Origin of the sequence: Lysobacter arenosi, from assembly GCF_016613475.2 — a bacterium.
Lineage (GTDB): Bacteria > Pseudomonadota > Gammaproteobacteria > Xanthomonadales > Xanthomonadaceae > Lysobacter_J > Lysobacter_J arenosi.
This window is the reverse complement of the sequence record NZ_CP071517.1, coordinates 238,606-261,315: the sequence shown is the minus strand read 5'-3', so window position 1 is coordinate 261,315 and position 22,710 is coordinate 238,606. Positions and strand designations below refer to the sequence as shown.

Here is a 22,710-nt window from a genome sequence, read left to right as displayed (position 1 = left end):
ATGACGTGCGGGCCTGGGTCCCGGCGTTCGCCGGGACGATGGTGAAGGGCTAGCGCACTACCCGCATCTTCGGCGGGCCCTTCTTCTTGCCGAACGGCGGCTGCCCGCGCCAGTAGCGGATCAGCAACCAGCCGAACAACATGCCGCCCAGGTGCGCGAAATGCGCAACGCCCGGCATTGCATTGGTCACGCCGAGCAGCAACTCGATCGCGCCGTAGACCAGCACCAGCGTGCGCGCCTTCATCGGAATCGGCGGGATCAGCAACATCACGCGCTGGTTCGGGAACAACAGGCCGTAGGCCAGCAACAGACCGAAGATGCCGCCGGACGCACCCACGGTCGGATAGGCTTCGCCGCCCTGCGACATGGTCCACATGCCCACGCCGATCTGGCACAGCGCCGCACCGGCCACGCACACCAGGTAGTAGGTCAGGTAACGGCGATCGCCCCACACGTGTTCCAGCGGCGCGCCGAACATCGCCAGCGCCAGCATGTTGAACAGCAGGTGGGCGAAATTTCCATGCATGAAGCCGTAGGTGAGCAACTGCCACGGCATGAAACCGACGCCGTCCAGCTCGCCGCCACCGGGCGGCCACAGCATGAACTGCGCGAGGGCGACGTCGCCGAGCGCCCACTGCAACAGGAACACCAGCCCGTTGGCGATCAGCAGGGCTTTGGTGACGGGGGGAAGGTTGGAAAACATTGCGACTCCTGGGGCTGCGCTACATGGTAGCCGCTGACCGGCACGATCGGGCCGGAGGAATGATTCGCTGAGCCCGCGGCCTCAGCCCGGGCGCTTGGCGCGTGCAGGCGCCTTGCTGGGCGCGGCCGAGTGCTTTGCAGGGCTTGTCCTCGCGCGGCGCGGCTTTGCTTTCGCCGGAGGCGCCATCGGCACACCCCACATCTGCTCGTCCAGCGTGGCGGCGGCGCGCTGGCCGCGCACGCGCCCGGCCTCGACCCGCACGCCCTCGGCGCGCAGCCGCTGGCCCTGCTCGCGGAAGCCTTTGGACCCTTCGGGGAAGGCGATGCGGCCGTCAGAGCGCAGCACGCGGTGCCACGGCAGGTCGGGGTCTTCGTTCTGCCCGAGGATCCGCGCCACCAGGCGCGCCCTGCCCGGCAAGCCGGCGCGACGCGCAACCTCGCCATAACCTGCGACTTCGCCCGCCGGGATCGCACGGATCGCGGCCCGGATGCGCGCTGCGGCGTCGTCCTTTGCGGCAGTGGGCTTGCTCATCGCGGTAGCATACCGATCATCCCCCGGAAGGAGCCGCCACGTGCGCAACTTCGAATCCATCCGTCGCCATCTCAAAGCGGCCGATTTCAACACCACCGAACACGGCGCCGACCTGATCTGCATCGAGCTGTCGCTCGAGCAGGGAACGCGCCACCAGGCGATCTTCCTGTCCGAACTGGACGACGACGACGGCCGTCCCTATCTGCGGGTCAGCACCGCGGTCTCGCCGATCACCGGCCTGGACGCCAGGCGCGCGCTGATCTTCAACTGGCAAAGCCGCGTCGGCTATCTCGCCATCGGCGATCTCGACGGCGTGCCGCACCTGCAGCTGTGCGAGAACCGTCCGTACGAGGGTCTCGATGCGGCCGAGATCGACCGCCTGGTGCTAGAGATCGGCGGACTGGGCGACCGCATGGAGCGGTCGCTGTCGGCAGGTGGGGATTTGTTCTGAGGTGCCCGGGGCTGGCGCTTACGCCCAGCCCATCGCCCGGAACAACTCGAAGAACATGTAGGCGATGCCGCCGGCGGCCGGGATCGTCAGGATCCACGCCCAGATCATCTTCTCCACCACGGTCCACTTGATCGCGTTGAAGCGCTTGGCCGTGCCCACGCCCATGATCGCCGACGAGATGTTGTGCGTGGTGGACACCGGGATGCCCAGCGAGGACGCCGCCATGATCACCGCAGCGGCGCTGGTCTCGGCCGCGAATCCATTGATCGGGTGCAGCTTCACCAGCTTGTGACCCAGCGTCTTGATGATGCGCCAGCCGCCAGCGGCGGTACCGGCGGCCATCACGATCGCGCAGGTGAACTTGATCCAGGTGTCGATGTCGTTGTTTTCCAGCGCCTCGCGCGAGGGATGCAGGAACGCCAGCCACGACGGCAGGTTGTCGAGCGTGCCGGCCGACTGCGCGCCGACCAGCGCCAGGGCGATGATGCCCATCGTCTTCTGCGCATCGTTCATGCCATGGGCGAAGCCCATGCCGGCGGCGCTGACCAGCTGCGCCTTGCCGAAGAACGCATTGACCCAGCGCGGCCGCGCCAGGCGTGCGAGGAAACCGCCGCTGCTGGCCATCGCCGAGATGATCGCGAACAGCACGCCCATCACCAGGAAGCCGGAGGCGAAGCCGAGCAGCGGCGAGCTGAACATCGGCACGACCACTTTCCACAGCACGCCGGCGCTCTTGTACCAGGGGTCGGCAGGCTGCGACCAGATCACCGCATGGAAGTTGTTGCTGGCCGCCGCGACCGCGGCGCCGCACAGGCCACCGATCAGCGCGTGCGAGGACGAGGACGGAAGGCCCTTCCACCAGGTGATCAGGTTCCACACGATCGCGCCCAACAGCGCGCACAGGATCAGCTGCGAAGTGACCTGGACGACGCCGTTGTCGAGCAGTCCCGACGCGATCGTCTTGGCCACCGCCGTGCCCCACAGCGCGCCGAGCAGGTTGGTCGTCGCCGCCATCGCCACCGCCTGCATCGGCGACAGCACCTTGGTCGCGACCACGGTCGCGATCGAGTTGGCGGTGTCATGGAAGCCGTTGATGTATTCGAAGGCGAGTGCCGCGAATACCACGACCAGGACCAGGGTCAACATCGGCCCGGCCCTCAGGAATTCTTCAGCACGATTTCGTAGGCCACCACGCCCGCCTCGCGGCAGCGGTCGATGGCCTTCTCGAGGATCTCGAAGAACTCCTTGAGCAGGAACATCTGCAGGTTGTCCAGGCGACCGGAATAGATGTCGCGGTACAGCTCCAGCATCAGCCGGTCGGCCTCGTTCTCGATCGAACGCAGCTGGTCATTGAGCGCCTTCATCGGCTCCAGCTTCAGGTGGCGCAGCTGGTGGACCATCTGCACCACGACCGCCGAGGCCTGCTCCAGCATCGCCGCGCGCGGCGCGAAGTCGATGTGCTCCAGATGGCGCGTCGCCAGCGAATAGCGGTCGGCGAACTTCTCGACCTGCTTGGGGATCTTGTACAGCGCAGTACCCAGCGCCTCGATGTCTTCGCGCTCGATCGGAGTGATGAAGCTGTTGACCAGCTCCTGGCTGATCTTGTCCGAGGCGTCGCGCTCGCGCTGGCGGGCCAGCTTGAAGGCGTCCAGGGCCGGCTGGCGGTCGGCCGCCTTGAGCATGGCGTGCAACGCCTTGGTGCTGTCGTGGGCGGCGACTGCGGCCTCTTCCAGCAGGGTATAGAACTGGTTGCCTTGGCCGAAGATCGTTTGCAGGGAGAACATGCGGGAGGTGCCTTCTAGGTGCCGGACTGGCGGCTCGGTGGGGTTCTGCGGGCGGAATTATGACGGTTCGGGGACAGCCGCGCTCGCCTGACGGGTTGAATTCGGCGGCCCTGCTACCATCCCTGCTGCTTGCGCCCCCCTTTTTCCTGCCCCCGGCCCCATGGACGACGACCCAGAACAGCCCTCCGCGCACGCCTGCCCCCCTTCCCCCCATCACGGCGTGTGCACTCCGGCCTGCCATCCTGAGGTAGGGACCGCATGCTGGAACTGCTGACCGTCATCGCCCTGATCATCCTCAACGCCTTCTTCGCACTGTCGGAGATGGCGCTGATGACCTCGCGCAAATTGCGCCTCAAGCAGATGGCCGAAGACCCGGTCCATCCCAGCCGCGGCGCCCGCACCGCCCTGCTCCTGGCCGAGCATCCCGACAACCTGCTGTCGACCGTGCAGGTCGGCATCACCCTGATCGGCGTGCTGACCGGCGTCTTCGGCGGCGAGGCGATCGGCCTGGCCATCGCCGGCTGGCTGCATGACCTGTGGCCGGCCGCGGCCAAGTACAGCCGCGCCATTGGCATCGGCACCGCGGTCAGCCTGATCACGGCCGCGCAGGTGATCTTTGGCGAGCTGATCCCCAAGCGCCTGGCCCTGACCAACCCCGAGCGCATCGCCAGCGCGATTGCCTTGCCGCTCTATGGCTTGTCGCGCGCGGCGCGGCCGGTGGTGGCCACGCTTGGCGCGATCAACCGCCTGGTGCTGCGCATGCTCGGCATCAAGGACGACGCCCGCAGCGCCATCAGCGAAGAAGAGATCCGCCTGCTGGTCAGCGAGAGCCACGAGCAGGGCGTGATCGACGCCGACGAGCGCAAGATGATGAACCGCGTGCTCAGCCTGGGCGATCGCACCGCCGAGAGCCTGATGACGCCGCGCACGCGCATCGCCTGGCTGGATGCCTCGGTGGATTTCGCCGAGAACCTTGCGGCAATGCGCGAGACGCCGTTCTCGCGCTACCCGGTGTATCGCGGCAATGACAGTGAAGTGCTCGGCACGCTGGAGGTCAAGGCGCTGCTCGACCGCCTGGACGAAAAGGCGCCGGATCTGTTCAGGCACTTGCGCGAACCGCTGTTCGTTTCCGAGTCCACGCATGCGATGAAGCTGCTGGAGATCTTCCGCGAGGAGCAGCAGTCGCTGGCCCTGGTGGTCGACGAATACGGCGACATCAGCGGCATGGTCACTGTCGGCGACCTGATGGACGCGGTGGTCGGTCGCATCCATTCCAGCACCGTCCATTCCGGCGAAGCCGAAGAGGACAGCTCACCGGTGGTGGAGCGCGCCGACGGCTCGTACCTGCTCGACGGCTCCCTGGCCATCGAAGATCTGCGCGAGCTGATCGGTGGCGGCCGCCTGCCGGACGAAGACGAGCACGACTTCCACACCGCCGCCGGCATGGTGATCGCCCACTTCGGTCGCATCCCCTACGTCGGCGAGCACTTCGACTGGAACCAGTGGCGCATCGAAGTGGTCGACCTCGACGGCCCGCGCATCGACAAGCTGCTTCTGCAACGCATCGAACAGGAACCGGTACCGGATGACACAGCGGGCTAGGCAAGAGCGGCCCCACGAAGCCGGTACGCGCGCACTGCTCGACGGCTTCGCGGAAGGCGACCCGAACGAGCAGTTGCGCATGAGCGACGTGCTGCACGGTTTGGGCGACCGTTCGTTCGGCATGCTGCTGTTCGTCTCGACGATTCCTGCCTTCATCCCGATCCCGGGCCTGGGCGGAGCGATCAGCGGGCCACTGGTGATCCTGATCGGCCTGCAGCAGTTGTTCGGCATGCGCGAACCGTGGCTGCCGGCATTCCTGGCCCGTCGCGGTCCCCACCGCAGCGCGATGGCGCGCTTCCGCGACCTGCTGGCGCCATGGCTGACGCGGCTGGAGAAGCTGGTACGACCGCGCGCCACCGGGATGCTCGATCACCGCCTCGCCGACTTCTTCACCGGTTTGCTGCTGGTGCTGCTGGGCCTGCTGCTGTCGCTGCCGATCCCGTTCACCAACTTCCTGTTCGGCGGATTGCTGGTGGTGTTCGCGCTGGCGCTGCTCGAGCGCGACGGCTACCTGATGGCGATTGCCTGGGTTGCCGGCGTGATCGCGATCGCGGTGTTCGGGATTCTGTCCGGGAGCCTGGCGGCGGCTGCGGCGCGTTGGATTGACATGTTGATGTGACCAGGCAGCAGTAGCCGGTCACTCAGCAAGCGACAGCCATGAACTCATCCGCCGTCACCGGATGTCCCAGCCAGTAGCCCTGGGCGAAATCGCAGCCGCGCTCGCGCAGGATCGCGTACTGCCCTTCCTTCTCGACGCCCTCGGCGACCACCAGGATCCCCAGCGAATGCGCCATGGCGATGATGGCCGTGGTCAGCGCCAGGTCGTCGGGGTCGCGCAGCACGTCGGCGACGAAGCTGCGGTCGATCTTGACGCCATCCACCGGTACGCGGCGCAGGTGGCTCAGCCCCGAGAAGCCGGTGCCGAAGTCGTCCAGCCACACCTTCACGCCCATGCCGCGCAACTGCGAGAGAAGACTGCTGGCGTGGCGCTCATCGCCGATCACCGCGGTCTCGGTCAGTTCCAGGTGCAGCAGGTCGGCCGGCAATCCGGTTTCGCGCAACGAGGCCTCCACGACATCCGGCAGGTCGCCGTTGCGCAGCTGGCGCGGTGACACGTTCACCGCCAGGAACAGCGGCTCCTCGCCCTTGCGCGATTCCTGCCAGCGCACGGCATCGGCGCAGGCCTGGCGCAGCACCTGCGGGCCCAGCACTTCAATGAGACCGCTCTGCTCGGCCACGTCGATGAAGACCGACGGCGCGACCACGCCCAGCTCCGGATGTTTCCAGCGCAGCAGCGCCTCGGCACCGATCATCGCGCCGTCGACCAGGCGGAACACCGGCTGGTAGGCAAGGCTCAGTTCGCCGCGGTCCCAGGCACCGCGCAGCTCGTGCTCAAGGTGCACGCGGCGCTCGACCGCCTGGTCCATCGCGCGACTGTAGAAGCGGAAGCAGTTCTTGCCGGCGACCTTGGCCTGGTACATCGCGATGTCGCCGTTCTTCATCAGCGAGGTCGCGCCGGAGGCATCTTCCGGGAACAGGGTGATGCCGATCGAGGTACCCAGGAACACCTGGCGGTCCTGCACCAGGATGGGTTCACCCAGCTCGGTCACCAGCGTCTCGGCCAGGTGCGTGGCGATCTTGCGCACGTCGGCGTTGGGGTCGTGGTCGGCCTGGATCAGGATGACGAATTCGTCGCCACCGAAGCGCGCCAGCATCGCCTGGTCGCCGCCGATGCGCTGCACAGTGTGCTCGATGCGGCGCGCGCACTGCAGCAGCACGTCGTCGCCGGCATCGTGGCCGAGGGTGTCGTTGACGCGCTTGAAGTCGTCGATGTCGGCAAACAGCAGCGCCAGCTGGCAGCCGGCGCCGTGCAGCTGCAACAGGCGCTGGTCGAGCGATTCGCGGAACGCCAGGCGATTGGCCAGTCCGGTCAGCGCGTCGGTGTAGGCCATGCGCCGGATCTCGCGATCGTGACGGGCCAGGCTGCGGCTCATCCGGTCGAAGGCCAGCATCAGGTCGCCGACTTCGTCGTTGCGGTTGTCGATCGGCGTGGCGGTGTCGAAGCGACCGGCCTCGATCGCGCGCGCCGACTCGGCCAGCTCGCGGATCGGTCGTACCAGCAGGCGCTGGATCAGCCACAACGAGAGCGCGCCGAAGGCGAGCATGCCCGCGCCGAGCAGGCCGATCCAGATCACGTAGCGCTGGCTGAGCGCGTCGAGGCGGCCGCGCAACTGGCCCACGGCCTGGTCCTGGTAGCCCCGCATCGCGCTCAGGTCGTAGCCGATGCGAACGCCGCCGATGCGCTGCTGGCCGATCATGATCGGCGCCGACACGTCCATCACCTTCTCGTCGCACTGCGTCAGCAGCGCCCTGGAGGCGATGACCTTGCCGGCCATCGCATCGTCCATGCGCTTGCCGTAATTGGCGATCGCCTCGCTGCCATCGTGCAGGACCTGGCCGGCGTCGTCGTAGACGACCACGTAGCGAACGTCGCGATTGCGCAGCGTGGCCCGGCTGAGCACACCGATCGCATCGAGGTCGGAGTAGTACATCGGATTGGTCAGCGTGGCTGCCAGCTGCGCGACGGCACCCTCACCCTGCCGGCGCAAGCTTTCGCCCATCATCGTGCGCATGGTCTGGCGGCTGACGCCCTCGACTTCCATGCGCATGCGCTCTTGCCGGTTGAACAGCAACGCGACCAGTGCCAGCACCACCAGCAAGGCGATGCCCATCAGCAGCATGAACTTGGCTTGCAGGCCGAAGCGAAGGTTCATTCGACCTCCGCCCGGACCCGCGTCACGCCATTGGCGATGTGGTCCAGCGCACGCTTGGACTCGGGATCGATCGGCATGAACCGCGTAGTGCCGAAGAACCGCAGCAGGGCGTCGCCGGCTTCGGGGTCGCCGGCGGCGTCGATGAGGACTTCGCGCAGGCGCGCCTCGACGCGCGGGTCGAGGTCGCCGCGCACCATTTCTATGGCGCGCGGGTATTCCTCGCTCTCGCCGATCACGACCAGGTCGTTGCGGAACGCCGGCGGCATCCGCCGCGGATTGCCCCAGTCGAGGTTGCTCATCACGCCGACATCGGCCAGGCCCTTGTGCACCTAGGTCGAGATGTTGAGTTCGGACCAGGCGAACATGTAGCCGACCGCGCCGCTCTCGATGCGGTCATCCGGCGACAGCAGGATCTCCAGCGACAGCCCGCGATCGAGCAGTTCGATTGCAGGCACGAAGTAGGCGCTGGTCGAAGTCGGCCGCTGGAAGGCGACGCTGTGGCCGCGCAGGTCGGCGATCGAGCGCAGGCCGCTGTCGCGACGGGCAAAGAACAGGCTGTGGTAGTGGCTGGTGCCGTCGCGCTCGGTCAGCAGCAGCGGTTTGGCTGTGGCGCGCTGGCGCAGCAGCATCGCGGTGCCGGTGGTTTCGGTGACCCAGTCGACCCGGCCGCGGCGCAGATAGCTGGCCATCTGCTGCGTGTCCTTGGCCATCAGGATGCGGCCCTCGCGGATGCCGACATCGGCCATGCGCGGGACCACGTAGTCGAGCAGCGGCTTGAGCTGCTCGTAGTGGGTCTTGGGGTCATCGCTGATACGCCCGAGCACCAGCACGCCGGAGTCATTGCCGGCCATTGTCGAAAACGACACGGCCGCCGATGCCAGCGCGAGTACGGACAACAGGGCAATACGACTCAGGCTAGCGATCAAGTACGGACAACCCGTCAAAGTGCCGGGGCCAGCCTAATACGAAACGCCGGCGGGCCGATACTGCAAACCCCCGGCCGGACCGCAGTTCACGCGTCTGGTCCGGATCCGGGCCCGGCTGGTGGTCGCCCCCCCTTGCGGTCAATCCCCTTTTCGGGCGATGGACGCCATGCGCTGGGCGTCGGCCAGGATCCCGCGCAGGATCCGCACCTCGCGCGAGTCCAGCGCGGCCCGCAGGTACAGCCGGCGCAGCTTGCGCATGGCCGACTCCGGGGCCCGGCCCTTGTGGAAGTCGATCGCGTCGAGGGTGTCGCCGAGCTGGGCGAAGAAGCCTTCCATTTCGGCATGCGATGCCGGTGGTTCGCGCCGTTCCGGGCCTTCGCCGTCGCTGCCGACCGGGGCGGCGGCGGCCAGCACGGCCAGGCGCAGCTCGTAGCTGAGCACCTGCACGGCGGCGGCCAGGTTGAGCGAGCTGTAGTCCGGATTGGCCGGGATATGGACCGAGGCGTGGCACAGCTGCAGTTCGTCGTTGCTCAGGCCGGTGCGCTCGCGGCCGAAGACCAGCGCGACCTCGGCGCCCGCAGCCGCCTCGCCGACCGCGCGGGCGGCGGCATCACGCGGCAGCAGCTCTTCCAGCGCGACGCGCCGGCTGCGCGCCGTGCAGCCCAGCACCAGCCGGCAATCGGCCACGGCCTCGGCCAGGGTCGCGCAGGTGCTGGCGCCGGCCAGGACGTCGTCGGCGCCGGCGGCCAGGGCGTAGGACTCGACGCTGGGTGCCTTCTCCGGCGCCACCAGCACCAGTCGCGACAGCCCCATGGTCTTCATCGCCCGCGCCGCCGAGCCGATGTTGCCGGGGTGCTGGGTGCCGACGAGCACGATGCGCAGGCGGTCGGCCGGGCCGGGAACGTGGTTGGACGGTGAGGGGACAGGGTCGGACACGGTTTTCGCTTCGGAAGTCACGGCCTGCAATGGTAAACTCCGCGCCCCGGCCCCGAGCCGGTCCGCTCTTTGCCGCCGCCAGTCCGTCCCCCACCTCCCCCTACGAGGCCGCTTGCCATGCAGAAACCCGCCGTCACCCTCATGGTCAAGGCCGCCCGCGCCGCCGGCAACGTGCTGCTGCGGCACATGAACAAGCTCGATGCGCTCAACGTGGTCGAGAAGGACCGGATGGACTATGCCAGTGAAGTCGACAGCCTGGCCGAGAAAGAGATCATCAAGGAATTCCGCCGCGCGACCCCCGACTACGCCATCCTCGGCGAAGAAAGTGGTCCGATCGGCAACAGCCGTTTCACCTGGGTCATCGACCCGCTCGACGGCACCAGCAACTACCTGCACGGCATCCCGCATTTCTGCGTGTCGATCGCCCTGGTCGAGAACGGCGAGCCGGTCCATGGCGTGATCTTCGATCCGCTGCGCAACGAGCTGTTCACCACCAGCCGCGGCAGTGGCGCTACGCTCAACGATCGCAAGATCCGCGTCGCCGACCGCAAGGACCTCAACGGCGCAATGCTGATCACCGGTTTCCCGCCGCGCGAGCGCGCCCGCACCAGCGCCCACCTCAAGTGCATCGACACGCTGCTGACCGAGGCCGAGGACATCCGCCGCACCGGTTCGGCCGCGCTCGACCTGGCCTACGTGGCCTGCGGTCGCGCCGACGCGTACTTCGAGGCCGGCGTGAAGCCGTGGGACATCGCCGCCGGCGCGCTCCTGGTGCGCGAGGCAGGCGGCAAGGTCGTCGACTTCCGCGGCCGCAGCACCGGGCCGATGGACACCCGCGGCCAGATGCCGCGCCAGCTGGTCGCCGGCAACCTGAAGATCTGCGACGCGCTGCAGAGCAAGATCGTCAACACGGGGTATGCGTCGGCGTTCGACTGAGGCGCCCTGCTCTGACGTAAAGGAAAGCCGCGCTTTGCGCGGCTTTTTTTGTTTCGAGTCTGCGTCTGCGGAGTGGCGGCGTCCGCCGGCTTGGGGATTGCTCCGCCCCTTCGTTCGGACATCCTGTCCGAAGGCGGGGCGTGGGCCATCCATGGCCCACTGCTGCGCAATCCCCAAGCCGGCGGACACCGCTCTGGCATGTCGTTTCCTGGTCTTCGATAAGCGCTGAAGGTCAAGGGCAACGTCCATGGGTTCCCGCCTTCGCGGGAACGACGGGAGACGAAGACCGGGTAATGAAATGCCGAAGCGTCGTTCAGCGCGCCGGGGATTGATCCGCAGCGGGACATGGATGTCCCGCGCCCCGCATCAGACAGGATGTCTGACTAGGGGGCGGAGCAATCCCCGGCGCGGTGGACGACGCCGCTCCGCAGACGGCAAGCCCAGAAGTCCACGTCAAGATGGATCCCGGCATTCGCCGGGATGACGGGCAAAGAAAAAGGCCGCGCAATGCGCGGCCTTTTCCGTCAAACCAACAGCAGCCGTTACGGGCGACGAGCCAGTGCCGCCTCGTCCTTGGCCTTCGGCATCAGGTCCTGCTTGGTGACCTTCAGGAAGCCGATGGTCAGCAGCGGGCACGCCACGAAGATCGACGACAGCGTGCCGATGATGATGCCGATCATCTGCGACTCGGCCATGCCTTCCAGCGAACCGCCACCGTACAGGTACAGCGCAAACACCGTCAGGAACGCCACGAACGACGTGATCACCGTACGCGACAGCGTCTGGTTGATCGACTTGTTGAGGATCTCCTCCGGCGAAGCGCGCATCGAACGGAAGTTCTCGCGGACGCGGTCGAACACCACGATCGTGTCGTTGATAGAGAAGCCCATCACCGACAGCACGCCGGCGAGCACCGTCAGGTCGAACTCGTGGCCACTGAGCGCGAACCAGCCGGTCACGACCACCACGTCGTGCAGCGTGGTCAGCACGGCCGCGATCGCGAACTTCTTCTCGAAGCGGAACGAGATGTAGATCAGGAAGCCGACGACCACGAAGATCAGCGCCCACAGACCGTTGATCGCCAGGTCCTTGCCGACCTGCGGACCGACCACCTCGCTGCGCAGCACCTTGCCGGGGTTGCCCTCGAAGGCCAGCGCGTTCTGCACGTCGCTGGCGGTCGTGTTGCCCTTGTCCTCGGCACCGGCCGCGGCCTGCTTGGGCTGCAGGCGGATCAGCAGATCGTTGCCGCTGCCGAAGGACTGCACCTGGGCACCTTCGTAGCCGGCACGGTCGAGGCGCTCGCGGACGTCATCGACGTCGACGGGCTTCTCGAAGCGCATCTCGGTGACGGCGCCGCCGGTGAAGTCGAGGGCGAAGTTGAAGCCCTTGACGAACATGCCGCCGACGGCGACCAGCAGCATCGCCAGGGCAATGCCCAGCGACAACCAGCGCAGGCGGATGAAGTTGATGTTGCTGTCGTAAGGGAAGACGTTGAACGGTTTCATTTGCGTGATCTTCCCGTCAGATCCAGATCGTCTTGATCTTGCGGCGACCGCCGTAGATCAGGGTGGCAATGGCTCGCGAGACGCCCACCGCGGTGTACATCGAGGTCGCGATACCCACGATCAACGACACGGCGAAGCCCTTGACCGGACCGGTGCCGAACGCGAACAGGGCGACACCGGCGAGGATGGCGGTGAGGTTGGCGTCGGCGATGGTGCCCGATGCGCGCTCGTAGCCTTCGGCGATGGCGGTCTGCGGAGGCAGCCCCAACCTGAGCTCCTCGCGTATGCGCTCGTTGATCAGCACGTTGGCGTCGACCGACATGCCCACCGTCAACGCGATACCGGCCAGGCCAGGCAGGGTCAGCGTGGCGTTGAAGAGCGACATCACCGCGATCAGCATCAGCATGTTCAGCAGCAGCGCCAGGCAGGTGATGATGCCGAACACGCGGTAGTAGAACAGGAAGAAGACCAGGGCGAAGGCGAACGAGTACATGACCGCGGTCAGGCCGCGCTCGATGTTCTCGCGGCCCAGGCTCGGGCCGACGATGCGCTCTTCGATGAAGTCCATCGGCGCAGCCAGCGAACCCGAACGCAGCAGCAGGGCCAGGTCGGCGGCTTCCTTGGAGCTGTCCAGGCCGGTGGTCTGGAACTCCTTGCCGAACACGCCGTTGATGTTGGCCACCGAGATCACTTCTTCATTGATCTTGGTCGTGCGCACTTCCTTGCCGTCGACCATGCGCACCTCGGGGATGCGCTCGATGTAGACCACGGCCATCGGCTTGCCGACGTGCTCGGTGGTGTAGTCGAACATGCGCTGGCCGCCGACGCCGTTCAGGCGCACCGAGACCGCCGGGGTGCCGGTCTGCGGGTCCATCATCGAGGTCGCGCCGACCAGCTGGTCGCCCGAGGCGATCACGCGCTTGTTGAGCAGCACCGGCATCGGCTTGCCGTCCGGGCCGAGCTCGCGGCGGTAGTACACGCGCGCGCCGGCCGGCACGGTGCCGGTGGAGACGGCGTCATACGGATTGCCCTCGACCACGCCGCGGTACTCGAGCGTGGCGGTGGCGCCGAGGATGCGCTTGGCCTGCGCGGTGTCCTGCACGCCCGGCAGCTGGACGACGATACGGTCGCTGCCCTGGCGCTGGATGATCGGCTCGGACACGCCCAGCGCGTTGATGCGGTTGCGCAGCGTGCCGACGTTCTGTTCGATCGCCTCCACCGCCATGCGCTGCATCTCCGCTTCCGAGATCTGCACGGTCAGGGTGTTGCCCTGCACGTCGAGCAGCAGGTTCGGCTGGCTCTTGGCGATCTCCACGCGTGCCTTCTCGGCATCGGCGGGGCTGGCCAGGGTGGCAACGATGGAGTTGGCGCCGCGACGCTCGACCGACTCGTAGCGGACGCGACCGTCGCGCAGGCTCACGCGCACGTCTTCGGCGGTGGCGTCCATGCGCTTGTCGAGGGCGGCCTTCTGGTCGACCTGCATCAGGAAGTGCACGCCGCCCTGGAGGTCCAGGCCCAGCAGCATGGGCTTGGCGCCGATCTTCTCGAGCCAGTTCGGCACCGTCGAGGCGAGGTTCAGCGCAACCACGTAGTTGCTGCCGAGCTTCTCGCGCAGGACGTCGTTGGCCTTGATCTGCTGGTCAGGGTTGTTCAGGCGCACCAGCAGGTTGCCGTTGTCGAGTTCGACCGACTTGGGCGAAACCCCGCCTTGCTTGAGCATGGTGCTGACCTGTGCACTCAGCGCCGGATCGATCTTGGCGCCGCGGCTGGCCGTGACCTGCACGGAGGGATCCTGCGGATAGATGTTCGGCAACGCATACAGAGCGCTGAGCAGCAGAACGATCAGGATGACGAAGTATTTCCAGCGCGCGTAAGTCAGCATCTAGGGCCCCTGCGGCGGCCACCCCGGCCGCCGTATGTCAAATTCTTCTGGAGACGGCTTACGCCGACTTCAAGGTGCCCTTCGGCAGCACGTTGGCGATGGCGCCCTTCTGCACGCGGATGCGCACGTTGTCGGCGATCTCCACGGTGATGAAGTTCTCGCCGATGTCGCTCACGGTGCCGGCAATGCCGCCGTTGGTGAGGACTTCGTCGCCCTTGGCGAGCTTCTCGAGCATCGCGCGATGCTCCTTCTGGCGCTTCATCTGCGGACGGATCATCAGGAAGTACATGACGCCGATCAGCAGGATCGGGAACAGCAGCGACATGCCGAAACCGCCACCGCCGGCCGGAGCGGCCGCCTGGGCATAGGCGGGGGATACCACGAGATCAAGCAGGTTCATGACGATTGTCCTGGATCGAAAAATAGCGGGGGATTATGCCACGGGGCGGGGTCCTGCCCCGCGCCCTCCCCCGGGCCGCCTGCGGCAGCCCCGATGGGACGGAATCGGGGGCCCTGCCCTTGCCTAGACCGGCTCGGCAGCCCTTGCGGCGTAGAAAGACTCCCGGAAGGCCGAAAAGGTTCCCCGGGCGATGGCGTCGCGCATCTGCGCCATCAGGCGCTGGTAGTAGCGCAGGTTGTGCAGGGTGCCCAGCATCGGCGCCAGCATCTCGTTGCAGCGGTCCAAGTGGCGCAGGTAGCTGCGGCTGAAGCCGTTGCGGCAGGCGTAGCAGTCGCAGCCTTCCTCGATCGGGCGCAGGTCGCGCTCGTACTTGGCGTTGCGCACGCGGACTGTGCCGAAACTGGTGAAGTAGTGGCCGTTGCGGGCGTTGCGGGTCGGCATCACGCAATCGAACATGTCGATGCCGCGGGCCACGCCCTCTACCAGGTCCTCCGGCCGCCCCACCCCCATCAGGTAGCGCGGGCGGTCGGCCGGCAGCTGCGGGCAGGTGTGCTCGAGCATGTGGTTGCGCTCGGCCTCCGGCTCGCCGACGGCGGGGCCCCCGATCGCATAGCCATCGAATCCGATCGACTTGAGCCCCTCGGCCGAACTGTCGCGCAGCGCCGGGTGGACGCCGCCCTGGACGATGCCGAACAGCGCCGCGTCGTTGCCCTCGTGCGCCTTCTTCGAGCGCTCCGCCCAGCGCAGGCTCAGCTCCATCGACTTGCGCGCGACCTCCTCGGTGGCCGGGTACGGCGTGCACTCGTCGAAGATCATCACCACGTCCGAGTCGAGCACCTTCTGGATGTGCATGCTCTCCTCGGGACCAAGGAAGACCTTGCTGCCGTCTGTCGGCGCGGCGAAGGTCACGCCCTGTTCGGTGATCTTGCGCTTGTGCGCCAGCGAGAAAACCTGGAAGCCACCGGAGTCGGTCAGGATCGGGCCGCTCCAGCGGCCGAAGCCGTGCAGACCGCCGTGGTCGCCGATCACGTCCAGGCCCGGGCGCAGGTACAGATGGAAGGTGTTGCCGAGGATGATCTCGGCGCCCAGCTCGCGGATCTGCTCGGGCATCACGCCCTTCACCGAACCGTAGGTGCCCACCGGCATGAACGCCGGCGTCTCCACCGTGCCACGCGGAAAGGTCAGGCGGCCGCGGCGGGCGGCGCCGTCGGTGGCGAGGAGATCAAACGACATGCGGCTCATGCGGACTCCTCCGGTGCCGGGAACAGCAACATCGCGTCCCCGTACGAGAAGAAGCGGTAGCGCGAGGCGATCGCGTGGTCGTAGGCGGCGAACATGCGCGCCTTGCCGGCGAAGGCGGATACCAGCATCAGCAGGGTGCTCTCGGGCAAGTGGAAGTTGGTGATCAACGCGTCGACCGAACGGATCCGGTAGCCCGGCAGGATGAACAAACGGGTTTCGCCGGCGTACGGTTGCAGCTCGCGCTCGCCGGCATCGTTGCCGCGCATCGCGCTTTCCAGCGCGCGCACCACCGTCGTGCCAACCGCGATCACGCGGCCACCGGCGGCGCGTGTGCGCTGGATCTGCTCGATCAACGCGGCGCCGACGTTGAGCCATTCGCTGTGCATCACGTGCTGGCCCAGGTCATCCACGCGCACCGGCTGGAACGTGCCGGCGCCGACATGCAGGGTGACATGGCCGAACTGCACGCCGCGGTCGCTCAATTGCTGGAGCAATGCCTCGTCGAAGTGCAGGCCGGCGGTGGGCGCGGCAACCGCGCCGACCTCGCGCGCGAACACGGTCTGGTAGCGGGTGTCGTCGTCGCTGCCGGCTTCGCGCTGGATGTACGGCGGCAACGGCAGGCGGCCGGCATGCAGCAGCCACTGCTCGAGCGACTCGGGCACATCGAAGCGCAAGCGGTAGAACTCGCCGTCGCGGCCGAGCACTTCGGCTTCGCCGCCGGCATCGAGCATGATCCTGGCGCCTGCCTTGGGCGACTTGCTCACGCCCAGCTGCGCACGCACTTCGTGGCCGCCCAGCAGGCGCTCGATCAGGATCTCGACGCGTCCGCCGCTGGTCTTCTGGCCATACAGGCGCGCCGGAATCACGCGGGTGTCGTTGAACACCAACAGGTCACCCGGGGCGAGCAGGTCCGGCAGGTCGCGGAAAATGCGGTCCTGGAACTCGAAGGTGGCCGTCGGCGGCACCACCAGCAGGCGGCTGGCCGACCGTTCGGGCAAGGGCGCCTGCGCGATCAGCTCGGGCGGCAGGTCGTAATGGAAATCGGATTTCTTCAAGGCGGGGGGGGGCTGGCTGGCGGCTTGACTGGCCGCAGGACCGGGCATTGTAAGACCCCGGCGCCTGTTGCGAGCCGGGCCGGTTACAGGGGCCTTACCGCTCGAACTTGGCCGACAGGATGATCGCCGAGGTGGTCCGCTCGACCCCGTCGATGGCGCCGATCCGGTCGGTCAGCTCGTCCATCGCCTCCACCGTCGGCACCACGCCCAGCGCTATCAGGTCGAACGGCCCGCTGACCGAATGCAGGGCGCGCACCTCCGGCATCCCGTGCAGGACCGTCACCACCGAGGCCATCTGCTTGGGCAGCACGGTCACCATGATGTGGGCGCGGATATGGCCGCGCTCGGCCTCGTCGTGGACGCGGACGGTGTAGCCGTCGATCACGCCCTGCCGTTCCAGCCGCTCGATGCGACTGTGGACGGTGGTCCGCGACAGCTTCAGGCGGCGGGCAATGTCGGCCGTGGAGGCCCGCGCGTTCTCGCGCAGGACCGAGAGCAGCTGCTGGTCGGCGTCGGTAATCTTCATGTCGCCCAGATTGTTCGTCGGATCGACGATAATGTCCAGTAATTCGTACAAATCAGCACTGTCTACCGACGAATTATTCCAGATAATAGGGAGATTGCGTACCGACAGGAGAAAGACCATGGCCGTCCTCGACCGCCTCGCCCCCTTGCGCGCCCACAAGGGCCTTCGTCGCACCCAGGGCCTGGACGACGCCACGATCACCCGCTTCGCCGCCAGCCACGCCGAGCTGATCGAAGCGATCGAAGCCGCCGACCAGGAGTACCAGCGCCTGAAGGGTGACTTCGCCGAGCTGCTCGACCTCGACGAGGAAGCGCAGATCCAGGCCGTACTGGCCGGCTACATCAATTTCTACGCGGACGACGCGGTCAATCCGTACGTCGCCCTGGCCGCGCGCGGGCCGTGGGTGGTCACGCTCAAGGGCGCCGTCCTGCACGACTCCGGCGGCTACGGCATGCTCGGTTTCGGCCACGCGCCCAAGTCGGTGATCGCGGCGATGGCCAAGCCGCAGGCGATGGCCAACATCATGACGCCGTCGCTGTCGCAGCTGCGCTTCGACCGCGCGCTGCGCGCTGCCATCGGCGCTGCCCGCGGCGGTTGTCCGTACGAGAAGTTCCTGTGCCTGAACTCCGGTTCGGAGTCGGTCTCGCTGGCGTCGCGCATCGCTGACGTCAACACCAAGCTGATGACCGACCCGGGTGGTCGCCACGCCGGCCGCGCGATCAAGCGCGTGGTGGTCAAGGGCAGCTTCCACGGCCGCACCGAACGCCCGGCCCTGTATTCGGACTCCTCGCGCAAGACCTACATGCAGCACCTGGCCAGCTTCCGCGGCGAGGACACCCTGCTGACCGTCGAGCCGTATGACGTCGACGCGCTCAAGAAGATCTTCGCCGACGCCGACGCCAATGGCTGGTTCATCGAGGCGATGTTCCTCGAGCCGGTGATGGGCGAAGGCGACCCGGGCCGCGGCGTGCCGCCGGCGTTCTACGCCGCCGCGCGCGAACTCACCCGCGCCCACGGATCGCTGCTGCTGGTCGACTCGATCCAGGCCGGCCTGCGCGCGCACGGCGTGCTGTCGGTCATCGACTACCCCGGCTTCGAGCAGCTCGATCCGCCGGACATGGAGACCTACTCCAAGGCGCTCAACGCCGGCCAGTACCCGCTGTCGGTGCTTGCCGTCGGCAAGCGCGCGGCCGAACTCTACAAGAAGGGCCTGTACGGCAACACCATGACCAGCAACCCGCGCGCGCTCGATGTCGCCTGCGCCGTGCTGGAGCAGGTGACCCCTGCCCTGCAGGAGAACATCCGCGCCCGCGGCGTCGAGGCACTTGAGAAGCTCGAGAAGCTCAAGGGCGAGCTCGGCGGCCTGATTACCAAGGTCCAGGGCACCGGACTGCTGTTCTCCTGCGAGCTGGCGCCGCAGTTCAAGTGCTACGGCGCGCGTTCGACCGAAGAGTGGCTGCGCGAGCACGGCATCGGCGTGATCCACGGCGGCGTCAATTCGCTGCGCTTCACCCCGACGTTCACCATCACCAGCGAGGAAATCGATCTGCTGGTGGCGATGGTGGCGAAGTCGTTGAAGGAAGGGCCGCGGGCCGAGCAGGCTGTGGCGGCGTAACTCCCTTTCCGCGGACCCTCTCCCTGGCGCTGCGCGCCTGCCCCGCCTCCGGCCCCCAGCCATCGCGCATAGCGCGATGGCGTTCGGCGACGCGCGAGCCAGTGGCTCGCAAGCCGCGTCACCTCACCCCACAAGGGAGAGGGTTACGCGGATGCTTCAAACGTCGTTGTCAGGGGGCGCGGCAATCCCGCAGCGACAACGCCCGCGCAATGTCCCGCCAATCAAACGCCGCAACCGCCTGGTCGTCATCGACCGCGTAGAACACACCCTGCGGGAAGCGCGCGCTCGCGCTCTGGTCCAGCCACACGCCATCGGTGTTGGCGGTTTTGCCACCGGCAAACGCACCCACATGCTCCAGCGTGTCGCGATCGAACACATGGAACAGGCTGCGATCCTTGAACTGGTCGGTGGCAATCCAGTAACCACTGCCATCGGCGCAGCGTGCTAGCGCCATGCCCTCGGCCTGCGCCTTGAACAGACCTGCGCCGATGTCGCGACCACGGTACTGGCCGTCGAGGCCGTACTCGCGAATACGCGTGCCGGTGGCGACATCCTCTTCGGCCACGAGCAGGCGATCGTTGCCGACATCACCGAACACCGATTCGGCGATGCGGATCGCGCCGGCCTCGCCGGTGTCACCGAACACACCCATCAGGCGCGCCTGCCAGCCACCCGGCACACGCCGTAGCTGGTAGCGCTTGAAGCGCTCGCCCAACTGCGCCAGCGGCGGCGGCAGGTCCCCGTTCTGCGGCGACATATAGTTGTCGCTGACGATCACCTCGTAGCTGTCCTTCTGCGCCCGCACCCACAGCCCATACGGCTGCTTGAGGTCGTCGCCGCCGAACACCAGCAGCGGCTTGAGGTCGGGCAGCTGGAACATCTGCACGCGGTGGTTGTCGCGCTCGACCACCAGCGCGTAGTTGTCGATCACGGCGATGCCGTTCGGGCGCTGCATCTGACCCAGCTCGGTGCCGGGGCCGCCCACGCTGCGGACGGACTTGCCGCTGTCGCCGTCGTAGACCACCAGCTTGTCGGTGGCCTTGCCGGTTGCGATAAGCCAGCGCTTGCCGTCCGCCGATCGCCAGCTGGCCGGCGAGTCGATGTTGTCGGCCGGCGTGGCGGCGGTGATGAACGCTTCGGCCACCACCTTGTGCGGCACGCCCGCCTGGCTCAGCAGTGGATCGACGTCCGCGGTCTTCTCATCGGGCTCTGGCTCATGGCCGTTGCGCGGCGGCGCCGGCGCGGTGGTCGCGCAGGCACTGAGCGCGAGGACGAGTGCGAACGTGGTCAGGCGTGATGTCACGGATCCCCCGGAAGATGGAATGCAAACCTCGACTTTCTACGGGTCCATTGTGACCGTGTCGTTACACCCCGCACCAATACCTCGTTTGGCCGAAGTGCATTTTCGCTGTCACTTTTCCGCCATCCCCGCCGCGTACAAATCGCGGTTTGTTTGCCGCCGTCTTGCATGGGGATGCAGATCGAATGAAACGAAACCTCCTGTCGCGCGCTCTGTCGCGTGCATTGTTTGTCGCCGTGCTGGCGCCTGTCAGCTTCACCGCCGTCGCCGATGACGGTGGCGATCCGGCACCGGATCCGAAGCAGCTCGACGCCGTCGTCGTCCAGGCCGACATCGCCTACCGCAACCGCACCGACGCTGTCGCACCAGTGCTGTCCTACGACCTGGAATACTTCCAGCGCTTCGAGCCGCTCACCGTCGGCGACATGCTCAAGCGCGTGCCCAGCGTCGCCTTCGTCTCCGACGTGCTGGAGTACGACGGTGCGCAGCTGCGCGGCCTGGACCCGGGCTACACGCAGATCCTGATCAACGGCAAGAAGGTGCCCGGCGCCGGCAACGACCGCTCCTTCTTCGTCGACCGCATCCCGGCTGAACTGGTCGAGCGCATCGAGATCGTCCGCAGCGCCAGCGCCAACCGCTCCGGCGACGCCGTGGCCGGCGCGCTCAACATCGTCCTGCGCGATGCCTACGAGTTCGACGGCAGCTACGTCCGCGGCGGCGTCATGCACTTCGACGACGGCAAGTACAAGAACACCTACGGCGCGGTCAGCAGCGGCGAAGTCGGCGGTGGCCGCCTGCTCGGCGGCTTCAATGTGCAGGGACGCTACAACCCCAAGGTCAAGCGCAGCGACCGTTTCGACGAACCCGGCGGCGACTTCGTCGACCGCGAGGACCAGGCCGACACCCGCGACGGCACCGACTACTCGGCCAACGTGTCCTACACCCACGACATCGGCAGCGGCCGCCTGTCGCTGGACGGCTTCTACGTGCGCACCGACCGCGACGAGACCGAGCACTCGCTGGAATACAACGACCCGACCAGCAGCAGCCGCGACAACCTGCTGTCGGTCAACGACCAGTTCGAGAACATCAAGCAGGACAACTGGTCGTTCGGCGCCAACTACGAGTTCGACATGCTCGGTGGCCGCACCGAGCTCGACCTCGATTACGCCCGCTTCGACGACGACACCATGGCGACCGAGGAAGAGACCGGCTACGACGACGAGGACACCCCGCCGTCGTTCGATGGACGCGAAGGTACGCGAACGCTCAGCGACATCAGCGACGACGAGCTCGGCTTCAAGGCCGCGCACAAGCGCGAGCTCGGCAACGCCAAGGTCGAGTTCGGCGTCGACTACCTCGACAAGCAGCGCGACACGGGCCTGCAGATCGCCGAGGTCGAGTCCGACGACGAGGACGTCGCCCTGCCGGCCTACGAAGACTTCGAGGGCATGGCCAGCCGGATCGACGAGACCCGCATCGACCCCTACCTGATGTTCTCGGGTGCCTCCGGTGCGCTCGCCTGGGAAGCCGGCCTGCGCTACGAGACCACCGACGTGGACGTGCGTGCCGACGACACCGCCGCCTCCAACGACTACTCGACCGTGCTGCCGTCAGCGCACCTGAAGTGGGACCTGACCGCCGACGACCGCATCAGCCTGTCGCTGGCGCGCACCGTGCGTCGCCCCAACTTCGACCAGATCCTGCCGCTGACGCTGGAAGAGGAGTTCGGCGACAACGACTTCGTTGGCAACCCGCTGCTCGAACCCGAGCGCGCCTGGGGCCTGGACCTGGGCTACGAGCGTCGCCTCGGCCAGCGCGGCGTGTTCGGCGTGAACGCGTTCTACCGCGACATCCAGGACCTGATCGAGACGGTCAACACCGGCGAGCCGAGTTCGACCGCGCTGGGCGACTTCGAGGACGAGGTCGAGGAGTTCCTCGACGAGAATCCCGGCGCCAACGAGAACACCCCGGGCTATCCGCAGTTCGATCCGGACAGCTTCGTCTACACCGCACGCAACGTCGGCGACGGTTACGTCTACGGCATCGAGTTCGACCTGTCGACGCCGCTGACCGTTCTCGGCCTGCCCGACACCGGCGTGTTCGTGAACTACTCGTGGCTGGACAGCTCGGTCGACGACGAGTTCGGCGAACGCCGCTTCAACAACCAGGCCAGGTACGTCTACAACGTCGGCTTCATCCAGAACCTCCCGGACTGGGGCGTCTCGTTCGGTGCCAGCTACCGCCGCCAGGGCGATGCCTATTCGCGCATCGTCAGCGAGGAAGTCACCACGACCTACGAAGGTGACCTTGAAGTGTTCGTCGAGAAGCGCTTCGGCGATCGCATGTCGGTGCGCCTGACCGGCTCGAACCTGCTCGATGCCTCCAAGGACGAGGCCTTCAACAAGTTCGACAATGCCGCCGACCAGATCGATCGCGACTTCGACGAGTACGAACTGGAGCGCGAGACGGCCGGACCGGTGTACCAGCTGATCGCCCGCTATTCGTTCTGATCGTGATGTCGTTCTGACAGCGATGTCGT

The 22,710-nt window shown here is 67.0% G+C and carries 18 protein-coding genes and 2 pseudogenes; 6 read left to right on the top strand and 14 right to left on the bottom strand.

The features are described 5' to 3' along the window. Positions 1-49 precede the first annotated feature (49 nt). The gene (locus HIV01_RS01345) at positions 50-703 is read right to left on the bottom strand and encodes a rhomboid family intramembrane serine protease (protein ID WP_200604491.1); all 654 of its coding nucleotides are present in this window, start codon (positions 701-703) and stop codon (positions 50-52) included. 192 nt (positions 704-895) lie between these two features. Further along, positions 896-1,234: pseudogene (locus HIV01_RS01340) on the bottom strand (MGMT family protein); the annotation flags it as partial. A gap of 40 nt (positions 1,235-1,274) precedes the next feature. Between HIV01_RS01340 and HIV01_RS01335 the strand changes: the two are divergent. Beyond that, the gene (locus HIV01_RS01335; RefSeq protein WP_200604489.1) at positions 1,275-1,685 is read left to right on the top strand and encodes a hypothetical protein; all 411 of its coding nucleotides are present in this window, start codon (positions 1,275-1,277) and stop codon (positions 1,683-1,685) included. A gap of 18 nt (positions 1,686-1,703) precedes the next feature. Here the strand turns inward: HIV01_RS01335 and HIV01_RS01330 are convergent, their stop codons facing one another. After that, on the bottom strand, positions 1,704-2,831 hold the full coding sequence (locus HIV01_RS01330; protein WP_200604488.1) for an inorganic phosphate transporter: 1,128 nt from the start codon (positions 2,829-2,831) through the stop codon (positions 1,704-1,706). Positions 2,832-2,842: 11 nt separating this feature from the next. Then, the gene (locus HIV01_RS01325; protein ID WP_200604487.1) at positions 2,843-3,469 is read right to left on the bottom strand and encodes a DUF47 domain-containing protein; all 627 of its coding nucleotides are present in this window, start codon (positions 3,467-3,469) and stop codon (positions 2,843-2,845) included. A gap of 258 nt (positions 3,470-3,727) precedes the next feature. On the opposite strand from HIV01_RS01325, the gene HIV01_RS01320 reads away from it, so the two are divergent. Both HIV01_RS01320 and HIV01_RS01315 read left to right on the top strand, forming a co-directional pair. Further along, complete coding sequence (locus HIV01_RS01320) at positions 3,728-5,071, top strand: hemolysin family protein (protein WP_200604486.1); 1,344 nt, start codon at positions 3,728-3,730, stop codon at positions 5,069-5,071. Next, positions 5,055-5,690, top strand: a complete 636-nt coding sequence (locus HIV01_RS01315; RefSeq protein ID WP_200604485.1) for an exopolysaccharide biosynthesis protein — start codon at positions 5,055-5,057, stop codon at positions 5,688-5,690. Before HIV01_RS01320 ends, HIV01_RS01315 begins: the two co-directional genes overlap by 17 nt. A gap of 22 nt (positions 5,691-5,712) precedes the next feature. On the opposite strand, the gene HIV01_RS01310 is transcribed toward HIV01_RS01315, so the two are convergent. The 3 genes and pseudogenes from HIV01_RS01310 to HIV01_RS01300 form a co-directional block, all read right to left on the bottom strand. Then, on the bottom strand, positions 5,713-7,845 hold the full coding sequence (locus HIV01_RS01310) for a putative bifunctional diguanylate cyclase/phosphodiesterase (RefSeq protein ID WP_200604484.1): 2,133 nt from the start codon (positions 7,843-7,845) through the stop codon (positions 5,713-5,715). Then, positions 7,842-8,696: pseudogene (locus HIV01_RS01305) on the bottom strand (phosphate/phosphite/phosphonate ABC transporter substrate-binding protein). Before HIV01_RS01305 ends, HIV01_RS01310 begins: the two are co-directional and overlap by 4 nt. A gap of 213 nt (positions 8,697-8,909) precedes the next feature. Further along, positions 8,910-9,707 carry an RNA methyltransferase gene (locus HIV01_RS01300; protein ID WP_200604483.1) on the bottom strand — a complete coding sequence of 266 codons (798 nt, stop codon included), beginning with the start codon at positions 9,705-9,707 and terminating at the stop codon, positions 8,910-8,912. 117 nt (positions 9,708-9,824) lie between these two features. Here HIV01_RS01300 and HIV01_RS01295 point away from each other — a divergent pair, with 117 nt between their 5' ends. Next, positions 9,825-10,643, top strand: a complete 819-nt coding sequence (locus HIV01_RS01295; protein WP_200604482.1) for an inositol monophosphatase family protein — start codon at positions 9,825-9,827, stop codon at positions 10,641-10,643. Between the two features lie 542 nt (positions 10,644-11,185). On the opposite strand, the gene secF is transcribed toward HIV01_RS01295, so the two are convergent. From secF to HIV01_RS01265, 6 genes are all read right to left on the bottom strand, one after another. Then, a complete protein-coding gene (secF, locus tag HIV01_RS01290; protein WP_200604481.1) occupies positions 11,186-12,148 on the bottom strand; it encodes a protein translocase subunit SecF in 963 nt (320 codons plus the stop codon). Positions 12,149-12,164: 16 nt separating this feature from the next. Beyond that, positions 12,165-14,030 (bottom strand): protein translocase subunit SecD, encoded by a 1,866-nt coding sequence (gene secD / locus HIV01_RS01285; RefSeq protein ID WP_200604480.1) that lies wholly within the window; start codon positions 14,028-14,030, stop codon positions 12,165-12,167. 58 nt (positions 14,031-14,088) lie between these two features. Further along, positions 14,089-14,430, bottom strand: a complete 342-nt coding sequence (yajC, locus tag HIV01_RS01280) for a preprotein translocase subunit YajC (protein WP_200604479.1) — start codon at positions 14,428-14,430, stop codon at positions 14,089-14,091. Positions 14,431-14,553: 123 nt separating this feature from the next. Beyond that, on the bottom strand, positions 14,554-15,672 hold the full coding sequence (tgt, locus tag HIV01_RS01275) for a tRNA guanosine(34) transglycosylase Tgt (protein WP_207527046.1): 1,119 nt from the start codon (positions 15,670-15,672) through the stop codon (positions 14,554-14,556). Beyond that, on the bottom strand, positions 15,669-16,727 hold the full coding sequence (queA, locus tag HIV01_RS01270) for a tRNA preQ1(34) S-adenosylmethionine ribosyltransferase-isomerase QueA (protein ID WP_200604477.1): 1,059 nt from the start codon (positions 16,725-16,727) through the stop codon (positions 15,669-15,671). Before queA ends, tgt begins: the two co-directional genes overlap by 4 nt. A 94-nt stretch (positions 16,728-16,821) precedes the next feature. Next, entirely contained in the window at positions 16,822-17,253 is a 432-nt protein-coding gene (locus tag HIV01_RS01265; RefSeq protein WP_200606279.1) for an Lrp/AsnC family transcriptional regulator, read from the bottom strand. A gap of 118 nt (positions 17,254-17,371) precedes the next feature. Here HIV01_RS01265 and HIV01_RS01260 point away from each other — a divergent pair, with 118 nt between their 5' ends. After that, complete coding sequence (locus HIV01_RS01260) at positions 17,372-18,868, top strand: aminotransferase class III-fold pyridoxal phosphate-dependent enzyme (RefSeq protein ID WP_200604476.1); 1,497 nt, start codon at positions 17,372-17,374, stop codon at positions 18,866-18,868. A gap of 169 nt (positions 18,869-19,037) precedes the next feature. On the opposite strand, the gene HIV01_RS01255 is transcribed toward HIV01_RS01260, so the two are convergent. Next, positions 19,038-20,171, bottom strand: a complete 1,134-nt coding sequence (locus HIV01_RS01255) for a phytase (protein ID WP_425600246.1) — start codon at positions 20,169-20,171, stop codon at positions 19,038-19,040. A 182-nt stretch (positions 20,172-20,353) separates the two neighbouring features. Between HIV01_RS01255 and HIV01_RS01250 the strand changes: the two genes are divergently transcribed. Next, the gene (locus HIV01_RS01250; protein WP_200604475.1) at positions 20,354-22,681 is read left to right on the top strand and encodes a TonB-dependent receptor plug domain-containing protein; all 2,328 of its coding nucleotides are present in this window, start codon (positions 20,354-20,356) and stop codon (positions 22,679-22,681) included. Positions 22,682-22,710 lie beyond the last annotated feature (29 nt).